At 38.2% G+C, this 26,794-nt stretch carries 19 protein-coding genes; 4 read left to right on the top strand and 15 right to left on the bottom strand.

Features of this window, described 5'->3' with window-relative positions; genetic code table 11:
- Positions 1-38 precede the first annotated feature (38 nt).
- Positions 39-1,145: a replication initiation protein gene (locus PUW25_RS26845; protein WP_205055030.1), complete on the top strand. Its 1,107-nt coding sequence runs from the start codon at positions 39-41 to the stop codon at positions 1,143-1,145.
- Here the strand turns inward: PUW25_RS26845 and PUW25_RS26840 are convergent.
- On the bottom strand, positions 1,136-2,371 hold the full coding sequence (locus tag PUW25_RS26840; protein ID WP_205055072.1) for a replication initiation protein: 1,236 nt from the start codon (positions 2,369-2,371) through the stop codon (positions 1,136-1,138). The two genes, PUW25_RS26845 and PUW25_RS26840, sit on opposite strands and share 10 nt — an antisense overlap.
- Positions 2,372-3,565: 1,194 nt before the next feature.
- Here PUW25_RS26840 and PUW25_RS26835 point away from each other — a divergent pair.
- On the top strand, positions 3,566-4,552 hold the full coding sequence (locus PUW25_RS26835) for a DnaA N-terminal domain-containing protein (protein ID WP_274338796.1): 987 nt from the start codon (positions 3,566-3,568) through the stop codon (positions 4,550-4,552).
- Between the two features lie 462 nt (positions 4,553-5,014).
- On the opposite strand, the gene PUW25_RS26830 is transcribed toward PUW25_RS26835, so the two are convergent.
- From PUW25_RS26830 to PUW25_RS26785, 10 genes are all read right to left on the bottom strand, one after another.
- Complete coding sequence (locus PUW25_RS26830; protein ID WP_090727313.1) at positions 5,015-5,356, bottom strand: YolD-like family protein; 342 nt, start codon at positions 5,354-5,356, stop codon at positions 5,015-5,017.
- On the bottom strand, positions 5,353-6,624 hold the full coding sequence (locus tag PUW25_RS26825; protein ID WP_205055028.1) for a DNA polymerase IV: 1,272 nt from the start codon (positions 6,622-6,624) through the stop codon (positions 5,353-5,355). Before PUW25_RS26825 ends, PUW25_RS26830 begins: the two co-directional genes overlap by 4 nt.
- The gene (locus tag PUW25_RS26820; protein ID WP_205055027.1) at positions 6,621-6,992 is read right to left on the bottom strand and encodes a YhjD family protein; all 372 of its coding nucleotides are present in this window, start codon (positions 6,990-6,992) and stop codon (positions 6,621-6,623) included. Before PUW25_RS26820 ends, PUW25_RS26825 begins: the two co-directional genes overlap by 4 nt.
- 159 nt (positions 6,993-7,151) lie before the next feature.
- A complete protein-coding gene (locus PUW25_RS26815) occupies positions 7,152-7,556 on the bottom strand; it encodes a DUF4279 domain-containing protein (RefSeq protein WP_205055026.1) in 405 nt (134 codons plus the stop codon).
- Between the two features lie 29 nt (positions 7,557-7,585).
- On the bottom strand, positions 7,586-12,754 hold the full coding sequence (locus tag PUW25_RS26810) for a polymorphic toxin-type HINT domain-containing protein (protein ID WP_205055025.1): 5,169 nt from the start codon (positions 12,752-12,754) through the stop codon (positions 7,586-7,588).
- A gap of 239 nt (positions 12,755-12,993) precedes the next feature.
- Complete coding sequence (locus PUW25_RS26805; protein WP_205055024.1) at positions 12,994-13,167, bottom strand: aspartyl-phosphate phosphatase Spo0E family protein; 174 nt, start codon at positions 13,165-13,167, stop codon at positions 12,994-12,996.
- A 26-nt stretch (positions 13,168-13,193) separates the two neighbouring features.
- Positions 13,194-14,009 carry an LPD1 domain-containing protein gene (locus PUW25_RS26800; protein WP_274336761.1) on the bottom strand — a complete coding sequence of 272 codons (816 nt, stop codon included), beginning with the start codon at positions 14,007-14,009 and terminating at the stop codon, positions 13,194-13,196.
- 285 nt (positions 14,010-14,294) lie between these two features.
- Positions 14,295-14,936, bottom strand: coding sequence for a hypothetical protein (locus PUW25_RS26795; RefSeq protein ID WP_274336762.1), 642 nt, complete (start codon positions 14,934-14,936; stop codon positions 14,295-14,297).
- Positions 14,937-15,030: 94 nt separating this feature from the next.
- A complete protein-coding gene (locus tag PUW25_RS26790) occupies positions 15,031-16,902 on the bottom strand; it encodes a phosphoadenosine phosphosulfate reductase domain-containing protein (RefSeq protein WP_205055023.1) in 1,872 nt (623 codons plus the stop codon).
- Positions 16,903-16,919: 17 nt separating this feature from the next.
- Positions 16,920-17,207 carry a hypothetical protein gene (locus tag PUW25_RS26785; protein ID WP_205055022.1) on the bottom strand — a complete coding sequence of 96 codons (288 nt, stop codon included), beginning with the start codon at positions 17,205-17,207 and terminating at the stop codon, positions 16,920-16,922.
- 469 nt (positions 17,208-17,676) lie between these two features.
- Here PUW25_RS26785 and PUW25_RS26780 point away from each other — a divergent pair, with 469 nt between their 5' ends.
- Together PUW25_RS26780 and PUW25_RS26775 are read left to right on the top strand one after the other, a co-directional pair.
- The gene (locus PUW25_RS26780) at positions 17,677-22,557 is read left to right on the top strand and encodes a DNRLRE domain-containing protein (protein ID WP_274336765.1); all 4,881 of its coding nucleotides are present in this window, start codon (positions 17,677-17,679) and stop codon (positions 22,555-22,557) included.
- 18 nt (positions 22,558-22,575) lie between these two features.
- The gene (locus PUW25_RS26775; protein WP_205055020.1) at positions 22,576-22,824 is read left to right on the top strand and encodes a hypothetical protein; all 249 of its coding nucleotides are present in this window, start codon (positions 22,576-22,578) and stop codon (positions 22,822-22,824) included.
- A 47-nt stretch (positions 22,825-22,871) separates the two neighbouring features.
- Here PUW25_RS26775 and PUW25_RS26770 read toward each other — a convergent pair whose 3' ends face one another.
- The 4 genes from PUW25_RS26770 to PUW25_RS26755 form a co-directional block, all read right to left on the bottom strand.
- Positions 22,872-23,210 carry a transposase gene (locus PUW25_RS26770; protein ID WP_274338795.1) on the bottom strand — a complete coding sequence of 113 codons (339 nt, stop codon included), beginning with the start codon at positions 23,208-23,210 and terminating at the stop codon, positions 22,872-22,874.
- Positions 23,211-23,244: 34 nt separating this feature from the next.
- Positions 23,245-23,958: a coiled-coil domain-containing protein gene (locus tag PUW25_RS26765; protein ID WP_205055019.1), complete on the bottom strand. Its 714-nt coding sequence runs from the start codon at positions 23,956-23,958 to the stop codon at positions 23,245-23,247.
- Positions 23,959-24,150: 192 nt separating this feature from the next.
- The gene (locus PUW25_RS26760) at positions 24,151-25,767 is read right to left on the bottom strand and encodes a DNA cytosine methyltransferase (RefSeq protein WP_274338794.1); all 1,617 of its coding nucleotides are present in this window, start codon (positions 25,765-25,767) and stop codon (positions 24,151-24,153) included.
- A gap of 104 nt (positions 25,768-25,871) precedes the next feature.
- The gene (locus PUW25_RS26755; protein WP_205055018.1) at positions 25,872-26,699 is read right to left on the bottom strand and encodes a DNA adenine methylase; all 828 of its coding nucleotides are present in this window, start codon (positions 26,697-26,699) and stop codon (positions 25,872-25,874) included.
- Positions 26,700-26,794: the final 95 nt, after the last annotated feature.

Here is a 26,794-nt window from a genome sequence, read left to right as displayed (position 1 = left end):
GTTTAGATATAATAGCCAGTGAGGTGGTGAATATGTATATGTTTTTTGAAAAGTTCTCAAATAATCGATTAAAGAAACTTACCCTCACTGAAATCAAGATTCTACTTTGGCTTACAGACTTGATTCGTTGGAACATTTCTCCATTGCATCAATATGTCATCAGACTTTCCGATTTATCTGAGAGAATGAACCATAAAAATATTAAATATACAGAGTTAAAATCGACTTTTATCCAACTGGCCGAAACCGAAATCTTAGTGCAAGAGCGGTCTCTAGAATTCGAGAAAAGGTTGATTGAAAATATCGAGATTCCTAGCAGATCCCAAGTAATTAGCTTCAAGATGCATGCTGCCATAGAAATTCTGTTTCTTAGACTCGCCAAAATGTTTAATACCGATGAAATAAACTTACTGCTGAAAGCCAAAAGTACTTTTACTATCAAATTGTATACTCTTGTTCGTGACAGCGTGTGGAACGGTGATATTGTTACTATCGAAGAATTAAGAGAGATGTTAGATGTACATGATCAATACCCACGCTATGCTAACTTTAAAGCAAGGATACTGGTGCCAGCTTCTGAAGAAATTAAATCTCTCCTTGGCTTGTCGATAAATTTCATCGAGCAAAAATCAGGAAATCGAATAAATAGTTTGCAAATCCAACTATCCCGTTCCATCTCGCATGCTCACCTGGATATCAACCAGGACTACTTTTTGGATCAAGCCAAGCTTTTCACAAAGTTCATTGATGCCAAGCTTACTCCGGACCTCTATTCCAAGTGGCTGCAAAAAGGAGAATATGCTTTTATTGTTGCACTTGATTATGTTCAAACTCGAATTGGATCAATCCGGCAGCCGGTGCCGTATTTATCAAAACTTATTGAGACTGAAAACTTTGGACAAGTAATAAACGGACTGAGACCTGAAGAATACCTGCTGATTCGTGGCTTCCTGGATCCCTTCAGGAATATTACCAGTGTGACTCCTCAATTTGTGATAGAAAAGGAATTTAGACAGTACTGCGAAGACAATGGATACGAAAGGAACACTCTTCAGCTTTGGCTCAAGGCTAAGGACAAGATTATCAATGATATCCATGGTTTTGTAAGCAATAATCGAAAGAAAAAGCACCCCAATCATACATAGGGGTGCTCCAATAAGTATTCATACAGCTCTCGTACATACTTCTGCTCAAAATCCTCCGGATCAAGTGGCCGAAGATTTCGGCTCCTGCGTATTTCAAGTGTTCTGTGAATTTCATCAACAACCGCTTGAGTCATGTCACTACGCATTTTTTTCTCTTCAGACTTTTTCGCCTGATCCATCTTTTCCTGATGATTTTCAATCAGCCGGCGCAAGCGGGCATTCAAATGAGGAATCGATGTCTCAAAATCATAAAGATCTTCCTCCTCATATCCTGCTCCGTTATTCACAAAATCCTCCCGGATTGCTTTAACCATATAACCGCTTATATTGTCAATGCTCGCCTCTTGTTTAGTCTCATAAACATACTGAATATTGGCTTTGACTCTCTTTTCGCCAAATGTTTTAAGTAAGTCTTCAGCAACAGACTTTCTTACACCGAAGCGAGTCAATAAAGATATCGCTGTGACACCTTCTTCAAATAAATCAGGATCCTTTTGCAGCAACTTTTTACGGTGATTTTGTTTTATGTAACAAGTAATTGCGACTACCTTATGTCCGACTTTTGTCTCCTCAAAATCAAAAGAAATATCGGTCTTCTCAGCCAGCTCCTCTTGTGTTTTTAAAAGTACCCGCTGCTTTAGGTGTCCATAATGCGTTAATTTGCCTGGTTCAATCTCGAGTAAGTTACGAAGCTGCTCAAGTGTGAACCTTCTCTTTCCAAAATTGAGATAACGTTTCAGCAGTTCATACATCCGAATCGAGTATTTACTTCTAAGGACCAGAACGTTAGCTAATTTATATCGGGTAAAGTCCTTCTTAAGCTTCAGTAGGTAAGGCTTCAACTGAGGCGAGAACTCTAATTCAACTACACCTTTCCGATGGTGATAACGAGACGCGGAAAGCCAGTTTACCACTAGCTCTGATTCCCCATTATTTTCACGGATAACGAGTGTTTTTCGCTGCAGCCCAGTTACAACTTCTCTTATTTTCTTATAGAAGTTCTTTTCCTGCAGATCTAGAATATCAGCAAATTCTTTCACTTTAACAAAATGAGTTTTAAAATCCTCATCGTCTGGTTGAATCAAGGATATAAGTGTATAGATTACTCGTGATTCCTGCAGGTCCAGGTTAAGAGGCATTTCGATCAATGCATTTGATTTCGTAACGATGTACTCGGGTGAAATAGATGTTGGTTCTAGGTCGAATTCTAACTGCTCTGCTTTCATTTCTCTTAACCCTCCCTTTAAAATTACTATAAATAACCGGTTACTGATTTTCCACTCCTTTATATGTGACAGATAAAAGTAAATAACTTCCTTCAGTAACTGAACTTCTGTCACAAAAAGAGGAGTTTTTTAACCGAACATTGCTAAAGAGTTGAATTTTCTTTCTTATAATAGAGTGCTTTTATGCTTTCTAGAACGTAATTATCACATAATGAGGAGTCTCTTTCTAGTTTTCTGTCACATAACGAGGAGTTTTTTGAATCATATACGCTTAGCTGTCACAAATAAAGGAGTAAATAAAGCAAACTATCACATTTTAAGGAGTAGTATTTACTTTCTGTCACAAACTTAGGAGTAAAACACATTACCTGGTGACTTTCTTTACGTATGCCATCAAATTTGCAGGAATCGGCCTTTGTCTGTCACAAATAAAGGAGTTGTTTTCATAATTATCATTTCCTAGCTGTCACAGTGTAGGGAGTATCCAATCACAAGTGTCACAAAATTAGGAGTAATCAACCCTTACTGTCACAATAAAAGGAGTAAATTTTATATCAGTATCACTTTGAAACAACCTAGACCAAGATCAGAGAAGAAATCATTCGTATATATATAATCGGTAACGAATTGGGTGAAGTTTTACTATATCTACTCCTCTAATTGTGACACCTCTACTCCTTTTATTGTGACGGCTCACTCCTACAAATGTGATACTTTACTCCTCTAACTGTGACATCTATACTCCCCAAGTTGTGACTGTTAACTCCTTATCTTGTGACAGCAAAGTGCTAGAAAGCCCGTCAATTCAATAGATTCATAGACCTGTAAACAAGCAATCAATTTGTTAATCATTTTAAATAACAAAACAATATTAATAAACAAACAGTATGCGACATAGCTTTTTTCAATTCTTCTTAATTTCTTTTTCTGTCACAAAATAAGGAGTGGAAATATGTAGAACTTTGAAGGTAATATATTAATATATATATTAGAATGAATTCAATAACTGTTACATAAAAAATAAAGCCCTCATTCTAGTCAACATTTGCTGTCCGCGGCCGCCAAGCATAAGACAGTAAATGTGAGGAAGTAAGGACTTCATTCACATTAATTAGATTATGGCTATTTTAGCATAGTCTCAAAACTCTGTGAAGGTCACCTGCTTTGTTCATAGGGCGTTAGAGGAGTATTCTTATGATCAACAAGAATCTAAAAGGTACACAACATAAGTTAATGTATTATCGGTATAGGCCAACGGGTACAGAGACACCTAAAGTGAGAAAAGTCGACGGTGTTGAACAAATCTACACCGAAAAAGAATTAGAGAAAATCTATATTACAGAAGATAATGTGCGTAAGTTCAGCTTAGACAAGCACGGGCAGCCTATTCCCTATGTAGATGGTCACGTTACTATTCTGAGCAATTATATCTTTGACTATTGGAGTCATTTTCTCGGTGCTGAGGGTGTGGCTCTATACGCTCATTTGAAACGCTACTGCTATGGGGATAAAGATTACTGCTGGCCAGATCTCAAACTAATTAGCTTGAAAATGAACAAGAGTCGGAATACGATTAAAAAGTTTTTAGGCACTCTTGAGCGATATGGTTTCGTACTTGTCTTCAATGTTCAGAATGCAGACATGAATAATATGGAGGAAAGTCCCCTCTATAAGGTTCGTAAGCAGGTCCCTTTCCTGCCCCAGGAGCTCTATGAGCAGCTTCCGACTGAATTAAAACTTGATCACGATAAGTACATGCAGGGGATTGTTGCGAATTTTGATCAATTTCTCAACCTGAACCCAGCCGTTGACTACTTAGAGATTTATGATGATGTTGTTAAACATGGCACTGTAGTACGTAAAGAAAAATCAGTGCTGCAATTGGAAAAGGAAACACTCAACAAGATAAGCTTACTCGAACAAGAGCGTACCGATGAAGACACAAAGTTATGGGATCAAGTATTAAGTGGAATAAGTACAACTCTTTCCCGTCCTTCTTTCGATACTTGGTTTAAAAATACTTTTGCTATTAAGCGAGGACAAGTGCTTACAGTATACTCTCCAGTCCCCTTTACAAGGGATTGGCTAAGAGAACGGTATAAAGATACGATTTTACAAATTGTCTTGCCTTTTGCCTGCGATATCAGCGAGATACACTTTGATTGTGTACAGTTAGATTAGTAAAACAGACCTCATGGTCTGTTTTTTTATGTAATTGTCCGCTTCTCAAAATCTGAAATGCCGACTATCAAATTTTTAGAAGCCGCCTCTCAAAATTTGAGTAGCGGGGTATAAAAATTTGAAAAGCGTCGTCTCTCAATTTTTGAGAGGCGGTTTAACTAATAAATCTCGCCTCTCAATTTTCGAGAAGCTGCCTTTCAAATTTTGAAAGGCCTATTCGCTAGTCAATAACTGAGAGGCCCTCTCTGAAGATTTGAGAGAGTTTGGATCAGATGTTGAGAGACCCTATCTCATATTTTGAGAACAAATAAATACAATTAAAAAAACGAAAGAAGCACTACAAGTAAGAAAAACGATATTATACTCCTACAACATTATTGAGTGGATGAAAAAGATATGCATAAAAAATAAAAAAGATTGCTAGTTAGTTATTTAGCAATCTTTAAAAAAATTCTCATTAGATTATGAGCTAACTGAAACGATGTCCTGAACACTTACCCAATGCCATTCATCTCGATTAGTGACAAATTTAAATTCCCTTTTGTAAGCATTTATCAAAACAACGAACCCGCTCAGATGTATGTCTTTATATTCATCATATAATTGCAAATTTATACGCCGATGTTGATGAAGAGACTCTGCAAGTGCGAGTTGGATGAGCTCTACCTCTTGGGAATCTAGAATTGGTTTTGTTTTTTTGTTTTCTTCAACCTGCTGCCGTATTATTACCTCTTTATGCTCCGGGAGCATCATTCGACTTGACTCCCATAATCCGTTACCTTCGAGTTTTTTTCGAGTTGTCATTTGAAGTGACCTCCTATTTTATCAGATCGGTCGACCGCTTGGCCCGCTGCCGTTTTGGAAACAGCGCGCATGACAACTGTATCCCCGTACTTCTGCTTTAGAGCATCAGTAACTCGTTCAAGAGCCATAGATTTCTCACGACCGGAGTCAAACATGGATACTTGGTATTCATTATCAGGTGAAAGCTGAGACAAACTGATACCCACCCTACGAATCGGGAAGCCATCCCAAAATTGATCTAACAGCTTGCAGGCCCATTGGTAAACTTGATTGGTTATATTCGTCGGGTCTTCCATTTTAAGTTGCCTAGAAAAGCCTGTAGGCCGGTCAAAATCAGCGCCTAAGCATCCTACTGACACTACGTTCCCCATTAACCCAAGTGTACGGCAGCGTTGGCAGACTAGCTCCGTCAACTCCAGCAGAACAACCTTAATTTCATCAATGGTTCCGTAGTCTCTGGGCAGGGTCATCATATGGCCGACTGATTTAGGTGCATCTTGGTGAGTGCCAGGGCGCACTGGACTATCATCGATCCCGTTGGCTATTCTCCAGTACATCTCTGCCTGAATGTCAGAATTTTTTCCGAACTTACGACGCATCATATCCTTAAGCCTGGATAATGGCGTTTGAGCGACACTTCCGATCGTAGTAAGTCCCATTACTGTAAGATGCCGTTTCATTCGGCTCCCTACCATAAACATGTCGCTGACAGGTCGCTTCCATAACGTCTCTGGTAGCATCTCTTTGGTTAAAGTGTAGACTCCTGCAGCATTCTTTTTCGCATAATTATCACACGCGGTCTTTGCAAGTATTTTAGTATTGGATATTCCAAATCGGGTGTACACTCCTGTTGCTTCTTGGACATGATTTTGTATTAAACGGGCCAATTCTTCAGGTGTGCAATCAAATAGGTGCAGGCTCCCGCTGACATCTAAGAACTGTTCATCGATACTGTACGGCTCCACCAAATCAGTATAAGACTTGTAGATTTCGGTGATTTTCATTGAGACATCAATATATTGCTGCATGCGTGGTTTAACGACCACAAGGTCCGGACACTTAGCCAGTGCCTCCCCTAGTCTTTCAGCAGTAGTTATTCCTTTAGATTTGGCAATGGGACAAGCAGCCAATACGATTCCTGAACGTCTTTCAGGATCACCGGCTACAACGAGCGGCCGATTTTTGTACTCCGGATGCTCTGCCTTTTCAACACTGGCATAGAACGACTGACAGTCAGCTAACATAATGACTCGCTCTTTCGTCTTCATAATTGCTCTCTCTCAAACCCAAGGTAGTTGTATGAACGTTGCTCAATTTCTGCTTCAATCAGCCCCCAAAGCATAGACAACTTTCTATGGTATCCCTTGCTTACATACTGCAATTCAACGCCATGATTGGTCTTACGATACTCATACACCTTTAAATTCTTTTCTCGCATTAGCTTTCGAGCTGAGGTCAAATCACTCATTGCCGCATTTTGTAACCGTTCAATCATCACTCGAGTCAATTCCAAGGTTTTGATATCGGACCGACAAAGGAGCTCCCAGTCCTTCTCCAGTACATCGAGTAGTATCGGCAATAAAGCATAATCCTTAACAATTTTGATATCGTCTGAATTCAGCCCAATACTCAACATTACTATCCACCCCACATTAAGAACGTTTGTTTGTATTATATGCGAACATTAGTTCTTTTATCAATGTAAAATATAGGGGGTTCCCTTCTAACATATAAAAATAAACTTGAATTGAAAAAAGCTACCCATTTAAGGGTAGCTTTTGACAAATTATCGGATTTAAAAGATATAAAGGTCAAAGTCAAATTCAATTCCTAAATCATTGGCGAAAGAAATTGTGGTCGTATCTAGATATATTGCTGGAGTCTCGTTTTCTTCAATTTTAATAACAATAAAAAATTTATAAAACAAGTTATAAGTCCTTTTTAACTTGAGTAATTCTTCCTTTTTGTCATTCAGAATAGATATTAGCTTATTTAATTGTAAATTGATATCCAAGGACTCCTCATATTCCGTAGCTAGACTCCATGCAGTTTCTTTTCTATAAAGGTCTCTGTTTTTTATTTTGTCACCTTTGGAGTAAAATTCTGTTGGTTCAATTTGCAGTTGGTTAGTTATATTCTGCTTAGTAAAATTTTCACCTATAATTGCGAACTCAGCCATAACAGTTGTTATATCGTTCATTTTAACACTTCAGCTCCATATATAAATAGTTAGTCGATATAGTGTCCTGTTCGTATACCTTCTCCTTTTCCTCCTTTTCTAAAGATCATTATTTCACCAGTTTTCTTATTTGAATAGAGATCATATTCTGCTATCTTAGCTTTTCTACCTAAAAATTCCCGCTTCAGGTCATGTGCATCAATTTTTTGTTTTTTTAAATATTTATCATCCAATTTTTTAATATCAAGCCCACATTTAGTGTTATGGACCCAGATTCCAAGATCCGTTACATAATACGTATGGTAATCAGCAACCGTAAAGTTGTATACGGTAACTGGTTTTCCAAGTTTCAAAAATTCTACTTTATCTATTACAAGGTTGCTTCCATCTGCTTTTTGTAGTTTGTCTCCTACTTGAAGTTCATCTGCAAAAATCCAGCCTTTGTCTTCAACCCAAAATGGATGGTTGTCTGTTGTTTCTATGATTTGTTTTCCAACGTGCAATTTAATGATATCGTCACGCTGGTTTTGGTATAGACCTGTTACTTCCTTGTAGGCCAAATCTCCTTCTGCATTGTATTCGTCTTTAGCGAGGACCTTATCACCGACTTCAATGTCTTCAATATTCTTCTCTCCGTTTTCTGTAAGAACCTTGGTACCTGCTACAAAACAGTTACACCCCTTAACAGCTTTGGGAGTTTTTTTGCCAGATGATTTAATTGCTTTATATATCCACTGGCCTAATTTAAATATCCACCTAAGTTCTCCGGAAGGATCAACAAATTTGACCGGGTTATTACCTACGTAGTTGTATCCATTTTGTGTAGTTGGTTCAAAAGCTGAGCCTGGCATAGGATCTTTTGCAAGAAATGTAGCTGTATTTGCGTCATAATATCTAGCATTTAAATAATATAATTTTAGTTCTGAATCATATCGATACTCTTTGTAACGGTAAGGATTAATATTCGCTAAATCTCCTTCTGAACTAAGTACATTCCCCCAAGCATCGTATTCGTAGCTAGCAACAATGTTCTCATTTGAATCCGTAATATTTACAATATTTCCTTGCCCATCTGAATGGTAATAGTATCTTGCCTCATCAAAATTAAACCCAACTAACTTTTTATTTGAATCATAGAAATATTCAATAATGACATTTCCTTGATCGTCTGTCTCGTATTGAACAAGATCGTCACCATTATAATAATAATTGCGGACACCTTGACTGTTCTCTGTACGAATTCGTTTACCATCTTCATTGTAACTAGCCTTAAAGATGGTGGTATTGCTTTCCTTACTTTTTACTTCAATAAGTTGGTCTAACTTATTATAAACATATTGATATTCTTCATTCTCAATAAGATTACCATTACTATCATAATTATATTTCTTATTATTCACAGTATTTAATTGGTTTGCGCTGTTAAACAAAGATACTATACTTTCAATTTCTGTTCCTTTATGAATTTCTTTTAAAGTACGATTACCAACTTTATCGTAGTCATACTTGATAAATGTCCCATCTGCAAGCTCTTCCTGAATAAGCTGGTCCTTATTATCATAAGTATAAACAATCTCCCCTCTAGGAGAATTAATTCCTACAATTCGGTTGTTTTTATCATAGCTGTATTGGTACTCACTGATGATGGAGTCATCTGACTTTAAATTACGATGCAAAGTAACATTTTTTGACAAATCATAATCGATTTTTGCTGTAGTCTTGTTACCTCTTGTTCCCGCTACCTCATAACCAGCTTTGTTATATTCATAAGTAGCAATTACTTGTCCATTAACTTTCAACTCGGTTAACTGATCAACATTGTCTAAACCGTATTCAATTTTTGTTTCAGCAGCTCCGTTTGAATACTCCAGTGATTTAAGAAGGCCATTCTCGTAATATCCAATTTGAATATCAGAACCTCTATCCTTAATATTTGAGATTGCATTATTTTGATCATAGTTGTAGACCTTATTTCCATTCACAGTCTCGAGATTAAGATTTACATCATAATGGTAGGAGAAGAGGAGTTCGTTATTCACTCTTGTATGAACAAGTAAATTCAATTCATTATACTCGTGAACGATTGTATCTCTGTTTGGTGTAATTATTTTAGTAAGGTTTCCGTTTGTATCGTAATCATATTGATATTGGTTACCAAGTGAATCAGTTGTATTTTCTAAGTTTCCAGATTTGTTGTATTTATAGTCCCTTGTTTCTCCATTGGGATACGTTGCTTTGTTTATATTCCCTAGATCATCATAATCGTAGGAAGTGGTGCTTCCGTCAGGCTCTATTACTTTCGTCAATTGGTTGAGTTTATTGTATTTAAATTGTGTGGCATTTCCTTCGCCATCAGTTTTGTTTATGATGTTTCCTACTGAATCTGTTATTTCAACTGTCGTATTTCCCTTTGGATCGATAGATTTTTCAATGTAATTATTTGCTGCATCATATTCATAAGTTTCTTTGGTACCATCAGGTAGTATAGATTCAATTAAATTTCCATAATCGTCATAGTTATAAGAAGTAACTTGATTCTTAGCATCAGTTACCGATTTTAAATCTCTTCCATTGGGGTAATAGATGTTAGTTATTCTGTTTCCTCTCTCATCGGTCTCTGTGAGAACACGTCCAAGATTATTGTAGGTATAGGATTTTACATTTCCTGCTCCATCAATTTCTTTTAGGACATTGCCTTTCTCATCATACTGCAGTTCATGTACATTCCCTTTGGCATCCGTTTTCAAAAGAGGATTAAGATTCTCATCATACGTAGTAGAAGTTGTTTGTCCTTTAGCATCAGTTATTGATTTCACTGCATACTCTGCATTAAGAAAATAATTTTCTATATTCCCTTTAGAATCTGTAACAATTGCTTTGTGATTTTTTGTATCAATAGCATAGGTTGTTACACTTGTTGAATCCTTGTAAGGTTCCTTAACCGTTTCAATTACATCCTCACCAACATAGGTGAATTCTGAAATTCCGCCATTTGGATCAGTAACTTTCCAAATTAGTCCTTTGTCATTGTACTGGAAATTGGTTCTTTCAAATGTATCGATAGTTTCATAATAATCCACGTTCTCCAAACGCTTGTTTGAATCGTATGAATATTTTGTAATTTCTCCTTCGACAATAGCAGAATCCACCATACCCTGAGCATTATAAGTAAATTCCAAAATCCTTCCTGAAGGATCAACAATACTTCTTAATCTTCCTTGATCATCATAATTATAAGTTAATCGGTTATCATTTAAATCTTCTTCATAACTGATTCGAGCTTTTATGATACTTACTTCCGAATCACTCTCTAGTGCCTCAAAGTAGGTTCGATAGCCATATTTATCTGTTATAACATATCCCGTGACAGCACCTTGATCATTTCTTTGTTGACTAAGATTCAAATACTTCCCAGGCGGTGAACTATATGTTCCTTTGCTAGAATCGTACTCAAAATAATGTGTAGTGCCATCGGCTTCTGTATAAAAGACCCTACCTGTTTTATGAGCATCAATCAGGGTCTCTGACCCGCTGTTTGACCATCCATATCCAAATGGAGATGCTTCTTTCGATTTGGAATTATACGTCCTTGTAAATTCGAGCTTAACATCTCCTCTTCCAGTTAGAGAAAAGTCGTTGTATTCAAGAATATTATTTCCTGTCCCTAAATTTGTATAATTTACTCCGGAATTTAAAGCTACGCTATCGAAGGTCCAGTAGTCTTCTAAACCCAGTCGACTAGCCGAAGTATAGGTAACACTTAAAAGTGGAGTATATTCTGTGTTAACCGTGTCATCACCAGATATGAATTTTTTATACGTATTCGTTGTTTCTGACGTACTCTTTAATAGAAAACCGATATTGGAGTCAGGCTGATTGATCCATTTCTCAACCATGTAAGGTGTTAACGACCATTTGTAATTGACGTCAAGCGGTGTTAACGCCCCCACAGGAACGGTAGTAACTTGAGAAGCGTTAAAATCTCCTCCTTGTGTCGACCAAAGCTTGCCTGCATCGGCATACATCCAAGATGCAGAGTACTCCGTCCAAGGAGTATTTATGGCATGTAATGAAACATTCATATTAGTATCATTGGACACAGCAGCTAACCATAAGTTTAAATCTGCGGTTATGATATCCACGCCCTGAGGTATAGAACTTACATTAAATTTCAACAAGGATCGAATGACATTGTTTTGAGTTGAACTTTTATAAAGACCTACACCAAGGGTAGTTTCCGTTGGAGCGGTTTGTTTAGGGAACTCGCTTCTAATGTTCGTATCAGTTACAGCATATTGAGGCTGGAACTTTACGATTGTTGGGTCCAGAGTTACAGGATATTCACGCTCCTGATCAAGCAACCATTCTTGATTTGGAACAAGATCCAAGTAAAGCTGATTATTTTCGGAGCGGACATCATAATGAATATCATAGGATATTGCTTCCTCTGGAATGCTGTTTACTCCCGATACTTCTTTATATCCATCAGGCCGGAATGAATCAAACATCATAGGAGCTTCAATATAATATTGAGTTTCCCCTGACTCTTTATCTACCAGCAGAATGGAACCGTTCTCTTGCTCTTTATAGGTCAGATTACCGAGATCTAGTGAGAAACTGTAGATTACTGGATTATCTAAGTTTGCTGGACGCTCTTTCAAAATGATTTCTTCTTTAATACGGTCATTGCCAAGGGTGTACTTTAGATCTGCGTTTTCAAATATTTCCGGATACACCACTTCATTTTGATCTACCTCTGCAGGTGTTTCCTCGGCGGTAGCAGATAACTCTTCTTCGACTGGGCTTAAGTTGATTTCGTACTCATCTTCGGAGATCTGTAGTAGTTGATTGGTCGCGGAGAAAGTGCTCTGTAAGTCAACACTTAATGGGTGTTCATCTGAAACAATCTTGTTCGCTTCTTTTTTAAGCTCATTCTTAATAGGCATCCATTTCTTTATGGTCTCATCGTAGTAATGAATAGGAATCGGTGAAATATCTGTTGTATACGATCCATCACTGTTTAAGTATGTTTTCGAGTATTCATCTCTCTCTGTAGCAACCTCAATTCTTTTTGGTTCGTCTGGTGCGATTAAAGACCCTCCAGTATCAGTACTTTTGTTTTCATTGGATAATGCGATGACATCGGGACTCAAGATTGTGGTCGTTAACAATGCGCTGGCAATTGTAAGCGATATCATACTTTTGAAATTCTTTTTCATGTGTCAGCTCCTCGGTGTTTTTTGAATCACATCTAAGTTAAATTTGACCAAAGAAAGGAATAACTTTAGATGAAAATTCAGGTAATATATTAGAATAATATATGAAAAATATGGAGTTTACAATTAATAGAATTTTCCAAATAAAAACAGTTAAAACCTTCGAATTCAAGGATTTAACTGTTTTTATTAAGTGAATATTACTAATAAATTCATGTTTACATATTAAATACCAGTGTGATTTATTTCTCCATACAAGCTATGGTTCTAGCTGCATATTCATTCAGTAAAGCATCAAGCTCCTGGGATTTTTTAAGAACATATTTTGACTTAATCCCTAGTCGCTTCTCAGCTCTATTTAAACACTCGCGTTTCCTCTCTATATCCCTCAGTAACTCTTTCAAGGTTTTAGCCATTCCGGATCCCCCCATTTTGTGAGTTATCAATTCGCATTCTGCCAGAAACGTTCATTTGTGAAGAGTTCTAGCTGCAGCATGATTTCCCACCATTTGCGGAAAGAAGCATTAATGAATTGCCTCTCCTCACCATACGGGTAAGGACTACCAAACTGTGTTCCATATACTAAATACGAGTTAGTCATACCAGCCGCTGACAATTCATCTTCAATCCATGATTCAAATGCTCTTGCAAAGAGCTCATGGTCACGACGCCAGTATGCCCCCATGTTTTTAGCATCGGAATAAAATAGGCTTTCATCAGAGGGAATGTAGAAGCTCTTTGGTACTTCCTTCCCTGCTTCCTTTAGCAGATTACAATATAAAATGGCAATATCCATCCATTGATTATTCTTTATACGATATCGGCCAATCAAGGACTGTAATGCAGTACTTATATCGTAATTATTTAACGCCAATGCCCCTTTAATTCTGTCGTAATAACGACTCTGGGGAAGCGGGAGCGGATCAGGAACTTTCACTAGTCGCTTGCCATTACCTTCTTTAATCACCTTCATTAGATCAGCGAAGGCTTCTTTTAACTCTGCAGGAAGATGAGGTCCTGCCTCAGAACCGGACAATAAGGCACGCTTACCGTTCGAGAATTGATGGGAGTATGAATACAGATTTTGATCAAGCGCATGAGCCCATTCATGGCACTGGGATCCTCCTCCGCGATGCTTGGTCAAATTCATTACGTTGGTAGAAACCTCAAAATGTGCTGCTGCTTTACCACTCCCTCTTGCTCCAAAGGCAAGCCCAAGAGCACCATAGAATGAGATCGCTTTTGGAGGAAGCTTCAAAATAGAAGCTAGATCTGCCCAAGCATTCCCAGAACAAAGTACGTGGTATCTTCCTGCAGCATCATCCACCCAATTACCGAACTGAATTCCACGAAAACCGTATTGAGTAATAAAGTCCTCAGGCTTCGTAACTCCGGATGCTTTCTCTGATAAGCGGATTACCTCATCAGGTACTTTACGCTCCCAGTAGGCTTTATTTGACTGTCGTCGGTTACTTTGATTCCTTCGTTTCTTTGCCCAATTCCAATCCTGTCCTTCCTCTGATTCAAAAGCTCTCTTATATATCTAGCGGTATCCTGCCACTGCCCGTGACTTGGTAACAAAAAGAGATTTGAATCGATCTCCTAGTGACAGCCAATGCGAGTAGGACAACAGTTCCGGATTCTTTTTCACCTGGTACTCGGATTGCGAGTAATGGGCATTACGAACATTAATCCGCAGCTCTGAGACTGCAGATTTAACAGAATCCACTGTTTTCGCGTCTCTAAATAAGGATCTCAGTTCATTCACAGCTTGTATGAAATATCTTCTTTGAACTGAATCATCGGCTGGTCGTTGACTTACACGGTCCCAGATTAGTTTCACAACTAGAGCAGCCTCAGAAGTATAACCCTCTTCTTGTAAATTCTCAGCATTCAGTGAGCCGATTAACCCATCTTTACAGACTAAATCATATGCCTGGCTAGGATCGACTTCCATAGCTGTCTGCCACTCCGATGAGAACTTTACCAGGCCAGATGCAAGATGCTTTCGTGCACCCCGTAATTCCTCACCACAGTCGTAAGCAAATTGTTTGCTATTGCCGGAACTACTAGACGCAACTACCGCTGCCGGTGGATTAAAGAAAATCTCGTGTTGGTCAACCACCTGATAATCCTGCTCAAACATAAAGTAATCAAACAGTGACATAACTGATTGTTGGGACATATTTTTACCTCCATGCTCCTCCGCGCAAGGCGGAGGTGTTTTTATTACCGTCCGCCAGGACGCTGAACAAGCGATAGACACATACATGTACCCATCAGATCATATTTCTTCTCTTTTCAAGTATTCTCTTTATAGCTTCGTTGTCTTCCTCTGTAACTTGGTCAACTCCTGTTCCGTATGGATCGAATACAGAGTGACCAAAGAAATTCTTCATAGAACCAGATACAGCGATCAACTGAAATATTGCATCACGGAACCTCTCCGTTACTGGGAATCCCTCAACCATTTCTCGTTCTAATACCATTTGGTACGCGGTGATAATCTCACTCTTGCGCCACTCAATATCGAGTCTGGCCATCGTCTGCAGGAGATGTGTTCGACAATCTATCGTTAGATCTCCGATACCACTTCCGATTTTAGACTTACCTATCCTTTGAACCCCAGTGATACCTCCATATCGAATATCCTGACCGATCGCTTTAAGGATTCTACGGAATTTGTAATATTTTTCGTACTCCGGATGAGTGGAGATCAGATTTCCCATACTCTTGTCTTGAGATATGGTGCACAGGTAACAGCCCATTCTTGCCGACTTACCGCACTGCATCATGGCTTCATTGTCATTAACAACGGCAGCACCAAGAGGACACTCACTGCCGGCTGCATTGCCATAAAAGGCTAGAAGCTCTGTATTACGAGCTCCCTTCTTCCATGGTCCCCGGTTGAACGCTAAATACGTGACGACTTCCTGCTTCGTCCAATCTCGAATAGGTGAGGCTGTACGAATATTGCCTACAGGATGATGCCCATAAAAGTCTTCACCAAAATGCTTCGAAAGGCTGCGTTTTCTCATTACACTCTCATTGTCTCTCGAACCAAGCACCAGCACCGTGTCTTCAGCTCCTTCAGCCAAAAACATTGCCTCAAGGAACTCTCTCGCCGGCTCAATCTTAAGACGACGAACACAGTATTTGAAGGAGACGGAAGGGGCTTGGTATCCCTTACCGATGATGCATACGAGCAGGGTATTATCCTCTCGTGGTTCAACGATGTGATACTCAATCCATGGAAAAGCCCTGCCTAAAGCATCTCGAAGCTCATGAATAATTTGTTTAACGCCTGGGTTCTCCACTAACGTATCAGCTGATATGACCATGATTCCTTTAGACGGATCGGGGTTCTTTATTGCATGCTCTATCATCAGCTGCAGCGTAAGCCTTGAATCAACACCACCGGAATTTAATAATCCGATGATAGAGTGCTCATCATAGATCTTCTTGATCTTGGCTCTTGTTACAGCTAATAGTTCATCATCTACTTTCTCAAGGAAATCCAAAGTTTCCCCCGCGATCGCTCGCTGTGTACGCTTTTGCGAAGCGCCGGTTGCCAGATCAAATATATCGAAAGATGGCTGGCAGCGATCCTCTGGAAACGGTAGCTGGTCTTTACTCGCACCATAAGGAGGAATATTGAGCGCGTAAATTTCAATAAGTACAGCGCAGGATCGATGGAATCCGTAGACCTGGAATTTGTGCTTTGGACTCGTGTAGCTCCAATCACTCATGGAAGGATAATTGTTTCTGCCAAACATGTAAGAGTCATCCGTCACTGTAGTAGCAACCAAAGCGTCTATAGCTGCCTGTTCAGGCATCCATAAATTAAATCCTGATTTTTCCAGAAACAAAAAAAGCGCTCCTGAGACAGAATCGCCTTGAAATAAATCCTTCCATGAAAAGCCGCTATCCGGTGCTAAACAATCCAAATCGGGTCGATCTTTAACGAAATGATGGATTGCAAAGTATACACCCTTCTCAAAAATTGCAGTCCAGTCTCGAACGACCCCATGAAATGAAAAACCAACAGCTTCAAGGTAATCCCAGGTATCTAAGATCACAGAGTTATAGTCCTTCAGCCGATTTTGAATCCCAATCTTTGTTGTGTTTTCGACTAATTCATAAGTTTCCATGTTTATATCCCCCTCTGCTAACATCCCGAAGAATGAATGTAGTAATAAAGCTTGATGTAGTGTTCGTTAACGAACTCATATGCTCTCAAGATCAGATGCAGTGAGTAAGATCTGCTACAACACTGCTCTCTACTTCCGATAAACGCCACTACTTCCTCGATCGTATCGAAAGTTTCCGTATTAATCTGATTTTCTAATGTCGCAATTCGATTTACTTCAGGTAAACAGAGTATCAATTGCCCAGCTCTGTATACTCTAAGCATCTTCATTCCGTCGTCTTCAATGACGGTTTGCAAATTGCTCATCTCTATCTCCTCCTATTTGGACATAAAAAAAGAAGGCGTACAAAGACATACGTATAGTGCGTATGCTTTATAGCCTTCCTATTTCAATCCAATATTTATTAGCTTAAAAGAAGCGTTCACCGTCTTTACCGAAAATTAGCGGCAAAGAAAAATACAAAAATCTTAATAACATTATTATAAAGTGGGACAAAAGTGTTGTAAACACGACTCTTCATAATTTGGGATATATTTACTGGGTTTCTCACGATGACCTACACTATGCAATTGGTGCATTACTATTTGAATAGCAAGATAATAGCGGTGGTAATTCGGTTGATTTTTGTTAAGCTTCCACTTGGTATTTTTTGTTCATTGCTATCGAAATTTGTTTTTGTAATAATGATTTTTGCTTACCAATTTCTTCTCAGATAGTTATAACTTTCATTGGTATATTTCTGAAGAAGAGATAATTTTAATTAGGAGATGAAAAATGAATAGGTTATTTCAAAAGTCCATTATTCTTGTAATGGCAGGTTCATTATTGACCTCAACAGCAATTAATCCAAAAGCGATAGCAGAAGTTAAAGATAACAAGACATCTGATGTCGTAAATATCAAAAATGAAAGGCAGGAATTAATAGGAAAACGAAGTGAATATTCAAAAACATACATAAACAGCAATGGTACATTAACAACGGATATCTCTCCAACACCGATCCATTACTTTGATGAAAACATAGAGAAATGGAAACCAATTAATAACGTTCTTAAAGAGAATAATACATCTATTTACAATAACGCCCACTCTTTTCATGTAAAGCTAGATAAACAACACACTTCCGAAGACAACCTACTTGAAATTTCAGAAAATAACTATGAGATAAATTTAACTCCAATGAAGGAGGAATCGGTTACTAATACTACTTACTCCGAAATAGAAACTGCCATAGATGCGGAAGTTTCCAACAATACTATAATCTATCCAGAAGTTTTTGAGAATGCGGATCTAAAATATTCCTTGGGTAACGATCGTATTAAAGAGGAGATAATTTTAAAAGATAAACCTGCTAACCTGGAAACACCGGTTATCTATACCTTCTCATTAGATTTAGGTAATTTAACATACAAGCAACGAGAGAATGGCTCAATCCTTTTATTAGATAAAGAGTCAGGTGATATAAAGTATTATATTGAAGCACCTATTATGTATGATTCGTTTAAACCTAATGGATACAAAGAGAACGAAGAAATATCTACTATACCAGAAGAAGCTATATCATATGATATTAAGTACGATTTGAGATCTGAAAATAATCAGTTGTATATAGACCTGATCCCCAATCAGGAATGGTTGCTCAGTGACAAGAGGGTCTATCCAGTAACTTTAGATCCTACAATAGTTAAATATCAGCCCCAATATGCACTTTCTGATACAAACATTCGAAGTGCATTCCCAAAACAGACAGCACCAACAGAAACAACCTTAGGGGTAGGTTTATACAAAGACGCTACCCAAGATAATATTATTCGTTCATTAATTAGATTTGATACTAGTTCAATTCCTCAAGGAGCAAATGTTTTAACAGCTGATTTAAATTTATGGTTGGCTTCAGTATCTAATGACACTGGTATGAATGTAACCTTGCATTCAATAAGCACACCATGGACAGAATATTCAGCTTCATGGATGTACTCTGATGCCGGGACACAGTGGAATTCTCAAGGCGGAGATTTTAATGCCTCCCAAGTTTCTACTGCATATGTAGATACTCTTACATCTTTGGATTTCAATTATAAGTGGTCTCTCACACCGTACATGATGGAAAAGTGGATTAATAATCCCGATTCGAATTTAGGTTTTTTACTCAAAAGTTCATCTGAAACCACAAATACCTATAAAAAATTTATTTCCGGTGATGATACCGCTAACACAAAAAATACTCCTCTTCTTAGTGTGACCTACACTTCAGCAAGTCGTCTAGGATTGGAAGATTATTGGACTTTTGATGGCATTAGTTTGGGAGAAGGAACTAGCAACGTCAACTTGGGCACTGGTAATAACGTTATTCAGTATACAGATTATAATCTAGATTCACGGGGGGATACTGCTCTAGTATTTGGTAGAACATATAATTCTAAATCAGTAGAATTAACACCTTTTGGATATGGATGGGTTTATAACGGGTACGAAAGCATCTATGATGCTTATAAAACAGGGAATGTTCTTTATACAGAACCTGATGGAACATCTCATTATTTCAAATATGACCAATCTACAAAGAAGTATATTTCTCCACCAGGTAAATACCTAACGTTAACAAAAGTAACGGATCAAAACAAAGGAACAACAGGATATACCATTACTGATAAAAATGGATATATTACTCATTTTGATACTGTAAATATAGATAACGAACTTAGTGTAGTGACTGCAAGAATAAGCTATGAACAGGATCTATATGGAAATAAACTTGAATACAAATATTCAACAGATGGAAAGTTAACTGGTATAGTCGATGCTACGGGTAGAGAACTAGTATTCACTTATACAACGAGTGGTTTAGTTGACTATGCGATGTTAGAAGGACAAAAAACAGATTACAATTACGATATTAATAAAAGACTTGTTTCGGTGGATCAGTATTCTACTGACGGAACTTATAACCGAACAAAATATGGTTACAGCCCAGAAGGTTACCTTACTACAGTTATTGATCCTAATAACCGCAGGACAGACTTTACTTATGAGAATGAATATGTTGCTAAAGTTCAGGAGCCATCGACAGACGTTTCTGGTGTAGATGGTTTAGAACGACCGGGAAAAAGCTATCAATTTGCTGGAAGAACCTCTTATGTTGCGGATGCTCTAGGTAATGTAACTGAGTATCACATGGATAGCAATTATACCCCTACATCAATTGTTTATGCAGACGGAACAGAAGAACAGGTTGAATATGATACAAACTATAATCCAGAGATATTTATTGATTCTACCGGCAAGAAATATATTCAAAAATATGATTCATACGGTAATGTTCTTGAGAAGACTGATGAAGAAAATCGAACAACAAAATACACGTATAATTCTTTAAATTTTGTTTCTACAGAAACAGATCCAAGTGGGAATGTTATAACCTATGCTTATAATGATAAGGGTAAAGTTGATACCATTACTGATTCAAAAGGTCAGGTAACAAAGCATACCTATGATCAATATGGAAACTTAAAAACTGTTGATAAACCCGATGGATCTATGGATTCATACTCTTACAATGCAGTTGGGAATGAAGTATTAACTACAACCGATGGGAATGGAAATATTACAATATCGGTAACAGATAAACAAGGGAATGAATTAAGCAAAACTGATGGTAAGGGAAATACGAGTTATTATGAATATAATCAACAAAATGAACTTGTAAAAGTTACTGATGCAAACAAACAGGTTACTACGTATGACTACGATAATAATCGTAACCTTTTAAGAACAACATATCCAAATGGTAGTGTTGAGGTAAATACTTACAATGGAACTGGGCAGATCTTATCGTCTACAGATGCCTTGGGCAACACTACAAATAATAAATATGATTCTAATGGTAATCTTATTGAAACTAAGACTCCGAATGGCAGGATTTTTACCTATGTTTATAACGAATTGAATCAATTGGTTGCCACCAAAGAAAATGACAATGTTCTCTACTCATACACATATGATCCGAATGGAAATTTGGAAACCATTAACGATGACGAAAAAGTTATTAAGTACACGGATAGTGGTTCTATTGATTCAGAAATAGATAGAGGAAGTTCAAAAAAATATCTATATTTTGAAAATGGGGAAGTTAAGTCTCTAACGTACTCTGTTAATGCTATTGACTCCGTAATTAACTATAATTACGATGAGTTTGATAGACTCACAGATCTGTATTTCAATAATACTAAAATTATTAGCTATGGTTATGACACCGCTGATGACCTCAAAAATATTACTCTAGGTAATGGGGCAACAACAAAAACTGAATATGATAAAGCTAAAAATTTAACTGGTTATGCAAATTATCGTTCTGATGGAACAGCCATCAACGAATACAATTATACCTATGACCAAAATAATCTGATTAAGTCAGTAACTGCTTCCACTGGAACTGTTGAATACGAGTATAACAACCTTAGTCAGTTGATTTCAGAAACGTTGACTGATGGTACTAAAATTGAGTATTCGTATGATTTCACGGGTAATCGAGATACTAAAAAAGTAACAAAGGGTTCCGATGTTACCACCAATGAGTTAACTTTTAATAAAGTTAATCAAATTAGTACATTTAATGGTACCGCTTTTGAGTATGATCGGAATGGTAACTTAGTTAAAGATAATCAAAACGTATATGTTTATAACGTTTTTGATCAGTTAACGGAAATTAAGGACACTGATAATGTTACTATATTTAGTGCTAGATATGATAATAATGGAAAACGTATCAGTACTGAGACGAAAAATAAAAAACGCAACTATTTCTACCAAGATGATAAAGTTATCTACGAAACTGATGAATCCGGGAATATAGTAATTGAATATATATGGGATGAAAGTGACGTACCAGTTGCATTTATATTTGAAGGACAAACATATTACTATCACTTAAATGGTCACGGGGACGTAGTCAGTTTAACTGATAATTCAGGAAACATAGTTGCTTCTTATGATTACGATGCTTGGGGAAATATAATATCCCAAAGTGGTGAACTTGCTGATGTTAACCCTTATCGTTACGCAGGATATCGCTATGATGATGAAACTGGTTTATATCTGTTATCAGCGAGATATTATGATCCAGATCTAGCTGTGTTCCTAACTATGGATTCACATTCTGGAGATAGTGCTTCACCAATTAACCAGAATAAATATTCATATAGTGATAATAATCCAGTGAATTTGGTTGACCATGATGGCGATAATCCCTTTTCTATAATTCAAGTAACATTTATATTAGTTAAAATTGGAGTGAAGTATTATTTAAAGAAACAAGCTCCAAAAAAATTAGCGAAACAGGCTACTTACACAGCTCGAAGAGTTTCTAAATCTAAATCTAAGAACTATAATTTTAGAAATATGAAATTTGCTAATGCTCATAAACACCACTTGAATGAATTTGGTGCTAAAAAACTTAGTTTAGGGGCATACTCAACAAAAGCTAACAAATTCTTCAAAGCAAAAAATGGCCGGAACGTATTAAAGAAATCAAGAGCAAATGGAGATCGACTCTATTACAATCCAAAAACAAATGAATTCGGAGTATTAGATAGAAAAGGTCACATAAGAACATATTACAAACCTAAAGCTGGGATGAAGTATTGGAGAAATCAATAATAAAATCAGGAGATTAATATGAAAACTTTTATTTGTCTTGTATGTGGATACAACGAATTGGAAGAACCCCCTATCGATGAATATGGATATAAAACATTTATCGTTTGCCCATGTTGTGGATTTGAGTTTGGTTTTCACGATGATGATCAAGGATATACCTACGAGGGTTATCTAAAAGAATGGATTCAAAATGGAGAGAAGTGGGCTTACCTTCCTAAGCCAGAGGATTTTGATTTACAAAAGCAGTTAAAAAATATTAAGCAGTAGCTAAAAATAGAAAGAAGCTGTCGTAACTGGCTGCTTCTTTCTATTTTTTAAATATGTTTTATTGGGTATGCAGATAGTTTAAAGTATGGGTCTGTCAAGAATGACAAGGAAATCCCCCGAGGGGGATTTGGCGACTTAACGTAAATGATTGCCCACCCGTTCTGGAAAAAAGACAGACAGTTGGAGTAGCATCTGGCCCAGTTCTGCACGACAATGGGCTCGAATTCGCTCATCCGATCCCTAGGCATGGTAATCTCTTGCTCGCCATACTCACTGACGACTATCTTTTTGCTTTTGCTGTTGCGGGTGTTTGGCGTCATTTTGGCCGTGACCTCATTATTCTCTTTAATGAAGGCTCGTAATTGTTCCTTTGACCAAAGTCCCATGTGCTGAGTACAAGAAACACTCGACCGTATGATACTAAGGCATATTCGTATTTTTTTCAGCATAGTAAATTAGGGCTCCGTAAATATCTGTTGTTTCGTATGAATCCTCTGGCATAGTGGTTTCCGCATATTCTTTAATTATATTTAATGCCTCCTTCTCCACATTTTCAATAGAAGCCTTATCGAGTGCTTCTTCTACATAAAGCAATGAATGACTTTTTGATAAAGTATTTTTGTCATATAGATTCTCTAACAATAAATCATTCATAATTTCGCTCACATGTTTATATAAGTAAGCTTCTAATGCATTATCACGGGTATCTGCTATATTGCTCTGTAACTCACTTATCTCTAGTTTGGACCGTTCCACTTGAGCAGATAACTGTTCTTTTTCCTTCTGAAGGTTAGTTACGTCACTTTTTAATTCCTCAGAAAGCGTCGTGCTGTTTTTTATATCATTTTGGAGTCTGAGTGCTTCAGAATTCTTTTCTTTAATTTCGTTTGATAGCTCGTTAATTTCTACCTTTGCAGTTGCTAATTCATTTTCTTTATCAAAGATCGGTTTCACTGAGAAGATGTATTGATAAACAGCAAAACCAACGCCAAACATTGTTAATAAAACAGCCAACTTATCGAAGGTGCCATGATCCTCCTTAAACCATTTATGTTTTCGAGCCCATAAAAAAAGTCTATTATTCCAAAAGGAATAAAACAAAACCCATATCCCTAGTCTTATAAGAAATTTCATGAAAAGCCTCCATCATCTATGTATATTAAACATTATACTTAACATATCTTGAAAGGAAACTATCTCGGAAGATAGACACCTTCATATTTTGACTTTCTATTGAAGCATCTGATAGGAGAGTTTCTTTATAGAGCAAAAAAGCTGCCTTTTTGGCAGCTCCTGCTATTTATATAAACTCAAGTACAGATTTCTTTAATGTAAGATTGCTTCTGACTGCTGTTCTGATTCATTACGAACCCAAACAGCCTCATAGCTCAGCGTAAAGCCGGCATCTACAGAAGCCGCCATCAAAGCAACAAGGAAGGTTGTCCCCATTGCTTTAGCTGCTTCCGGAGGTACCGCATTTCCTATATACTCCCGAGCCTTTGCATCACTGCAGCCAACAAGCTGGAAAGGCATACCATTAGGCAAATGAGCAGGGAAAGATTGCAACATCGCTAATTCGTAAGTCGTAAGTGGACGATGCCAAGTACCGTCTTCAGCAATGATGAGGTACACGCCTCGATCCTGATCTGCAGGAAATGTTCCATCCTCTGTACCGTTTAGAACATTGGAAGGTGCAGCATTCCTTGGGTCAGAGAAAGCCAAGGCACCGCTGCCGAACCGGGTTCCGGTCACACATGGGGAAGGCTCATCATGTCTAACAACTTGATACACCCCAGGGTGTCTCCCCTTCCGTTCTTTAAGACGAGGATCATTTACGCAAATAGCTCCATTATTCGGCCCTACAGCGCCTGTCACCGTTTGGGAAGCCTCATCCCATTGAGACATACGGTAAATGGAACGATGCGTACTTCCTTCGTTTAAACCCATTCGAGGATCAGATACGGCTGAAGCTCCATTGCTCCTGCCAGGCCCAGCTCCTCCTGTGATTGTTCTAGAAACACTGTTCCAATCTTCAACTGCCCAAGCCCCTCGTCTAGGCTCGTGTTGAACTCGATAGTTCCACCAATCGAGCTTATTTAAATCTCTCCAATCTCCGCCGGCAGGAATCAGCGCAAGACGCATCCATGTCTTCCACTCAAGTTTAGGAAGCCGGTGAAGCGGTCCTGCTGCGACTGTATCACCTGGAAATGGTAAATCTTTGATAACATCTCCAATTGTTTTTAATGGCCTGCGTGGAGGCTGATAGACAAAATTTTTCACACGCTTTTCTTGTCTGGAGATTAAGAGATATCTCTTTCTCCGTTCCGCCAGACCACCTAACTCCCCACAATCGTGAGTATTATCGCTGGTAATATAGCCAAATGACTGCAATAGCTTTTTGATTCGATCAAGAATCTGCTTTCCTCTGGTCATAATGCGAGGCACATTCTCAAGCAAGATGAGCGCTGGAAGATGTCCACCGTACTCGAGACAAGCTTTAAGCGCTATTTCTAGACCAAGGATTGTTAGCATGTTGAGAGCCTGGTACTTCTTTGTTTTTGCTGATTTTTCAGGCAGCAGACCCGAAAAACCCTTGCATGGAGGAGATGTAAAAATTACATCAGGTACTTCCCAACCAAATGCGTCCCATAGATCACCAGGCGTGGCCTCATGCCAATGATTCGGCGGTTCATCTCCGTGAAAATCTATGTACTGTTCTCTTGAAAACAAATCCATACATACGGCCTTACCACCTGTAATTAGCTCATAGTTTTGACAAACAACCGGGTCAGCATCAATGCTGCAGAGTGTTCGAAAACGTCCGACGTATCCCATATATTCTGCTCGTGCCTGAGCGAAACCAAGAGAGCCGCCGCCTGCTCCGCCAAATAGATGAGCTACCGTATGTTCCGTCTTAACTTCAGGTTTGATTGCAAATACCACTATGTTATTCCTCCTGCTCCTCCCTTCTGCACAGGGAGGATTAATGTTTCCCTGTGCAGAGGGTGTAAAGCATTTAGAATATACTGCTATAATGCTGCTCTTTATTAGAAGAATGAAATCTGTCCTGACATAGTAGGTGAATAGTTCATAAACAGATACTCGGTTTCTGTCCTACGTTTTTGGCCTTCTGATGCTTTCACAACAGAACCAACCTTCGCTTCTAAGGTCACGTAATTCCAATCTTTATAAAGCTCAAGCACAAGCGGGTCACCATAATAGGTAACAAGGCACTTCCCCTCTATATGCTTAAGCATCTCAGCTAGTTCCACATGATCCTCTTGCCGGAAACCACCTTTGTAGCAATTCTCACGGCCAACATAAGGAGGATCAATAAAAAAGAACACCTCTGGTCCATCATAACGTTTTATGATTTCTCGGTAGTCTAAGCATTCAATCATGACATTGCGGAAGCGTTTCTCAAAAGAGTCCAACTTGAGTATCGATGACTGGTAATCTGAAGCGCAGTTCTTTACTCTTCCAGCACGCCAGCCGCTCGGTTGATTAGGCATAGGAATGATGCTTTGTCTGAGTAGATAGAAGTATCGAACAGCGCGTTCATATGGGTCCTCCGGCATTTCTTCACGAAGCCAGGTCTCATATAAAAAACGGCTCGTTGGCAAAGAGGCTAGGTCTTCTATCAGTTGCTCCTTTTGCTGCCGCAGCATCATATAAAAATTGATAAGATCTCCGTCTTTATCATTAAACACCTCAACTTTACTGGGCTCACGGGCAATCGTCATATTGGCAGCCCCGCCGAATAAATCAACCCAGCAATGATGGTCAGGTAGGTAAGGAATAATTGAATGCGCAAGTTTTGCCTTACCTCCGAAGTATCGTAGACCCGTCTGTACAACATTGTTTTTCAGTGCCATCTTCCATCTCTCCTATTATCCGAAATCGGTTTTATCGATTCGGAAATAGGCAGGACTCTATCTGTCCTCTTACGGATCCTCGATTAGAGAAACGT

Origin of the sequence: Paenibacillus urinalis (assembly GCF_028747985.1) — a bacterium.
Classification (GTDB): domain Bacteria; phylum Bacillota; class Bacilli; order Paenibacillales; family Paenibacillaceae; genus Paenibacillus; species Paenibacillus urinalis.
Note: the sequence above shows the minus strand (reverse complement) of the source record. Positions and strands in the feature narration are given on the sequence as shown.

Excerpts from the sequence above, each read along its gene's own strand:
- PUW25_RS26840 (WP_205055072.1), bottom strand. The coding sequence starts at position 2,371 with ATGAAAGCAGAGCAGTTAGAATTCGACCTAGAACCAACATCTATTTCA.
- PUW25_RS26795 (WP_274336762.1), bottom strand. The coding sequence starts at position 14,936 with ATGTCCCAACAATCAGTTATGTCACTGTTTGATTACTTTATGTTTGAG.
- PUW25_RS26845 (WP_205055030.1), top strand. The coding sequence starts at position 39 with ATGTTTTTTGAAAAGTTCTCAAATAATCGATTAAAGAAACTTACCCTC.
- PUW25_RS26805 (WP_205055024.1), bottom strand. The coding sequence starts at position 13,167 with ATGGCTAAAACCTTGAAAGAGTTACTGAGGGATATAGAGAGGAAACGC.
- PUW25_RS26810 (WP_205055025.1), bottom strand. The coding sequence starts at position 12,754 with ATGAAAAAGAATTTCAAAAGTATGATATCGCTTACAATTGCCAGCGCA.
- PUW25_RS26755 (WP_205055018.1), bottom strand. The coding sequence starts at position 26,699 with ATGGCACTGAAAAACAATGTTGTACAGACGGGTCTACGATACTTCGGA.
- PUW25_RS26835 (WP_274338796.1), top strand. The coding sequence starts at position 3,566 with ATGATCAACAAGAATCTAAAAGGTACACAACATAAGTTAATGTATTAT.
- PUW25_RS26780 (WP_274336765.1), top strand. The coding sequence starts at position 17,677 with ATGAATAGGTTATTTCAAAAGTCCATTATTCTTGTAATGGCAGGTTCA.
- PUW25_RS26825 (WP_205055028.1), bottom strand. The coding sequence starts at position 6,624 with ATGAAGACGAAAGAGCGAGTCATTATGTTAGCTGACTGTCAGTCGTTC.
- PUW25_RS26785 (WP_205055022.1), bottom strand. The coding sequence starts at position 17,207 with ATGAGCAATTTGCAAACCGTCATTGAAGACGACGGAATGAAGATGCTT.
- PUW25_RS26790 (WP_205055023.1), bottom strand. The coding sequence starts at position 16,902 with ATGGAAACTTATGAATTAGTCGAAAACACAACAAAGATTGGGATTCAA.
- PUW25_RS26770 (WP_274338795.1), bottom strand. The coding sequence starts at position 23,210 with ATGGGACTTTGGTCAAAGGAACAATTACGAGCCTTCATTAAAGAGAAT.
- PUW25_RS26775 (WP_205055020.1), top strand. The coding sequence starts at position 22,576 with ATGAAAACTTTTATTTGTCTTGTATGTGGATACAACGAATTGGAAGAA.
- PUW25_RS26815 (WP_205055026.1), bottom strand. The coding sequence starts at position 7,556 with ATGAACGATATAACAACTGTTATGGCTGAGTTCGCAATTATAGGTGAA.
- PUW25_RS26830 (WP_090727313.1), bottom strand. The coding sequence starts at position 5,356 with ATGACAACTCGAAAAAAACTCGAAGGTAACGGATTATGGGAGTCAAGT.
- PUW25_RS26765 (WP_205055019.1), bottom strand. The coding sequence starts at position 23,958 with ATGAAATTTCTTATAAGACTAGGGATATGGGTTTTGTTTTATTCCTTT.
- PUW25_RS26820 (WP_205055027.1), bottom strand. The coding sequence starts at position 6,992 with ATGTTGAGTATTGGGCTGAATTCAGACGATATCAAAATTGTTAAGGAT.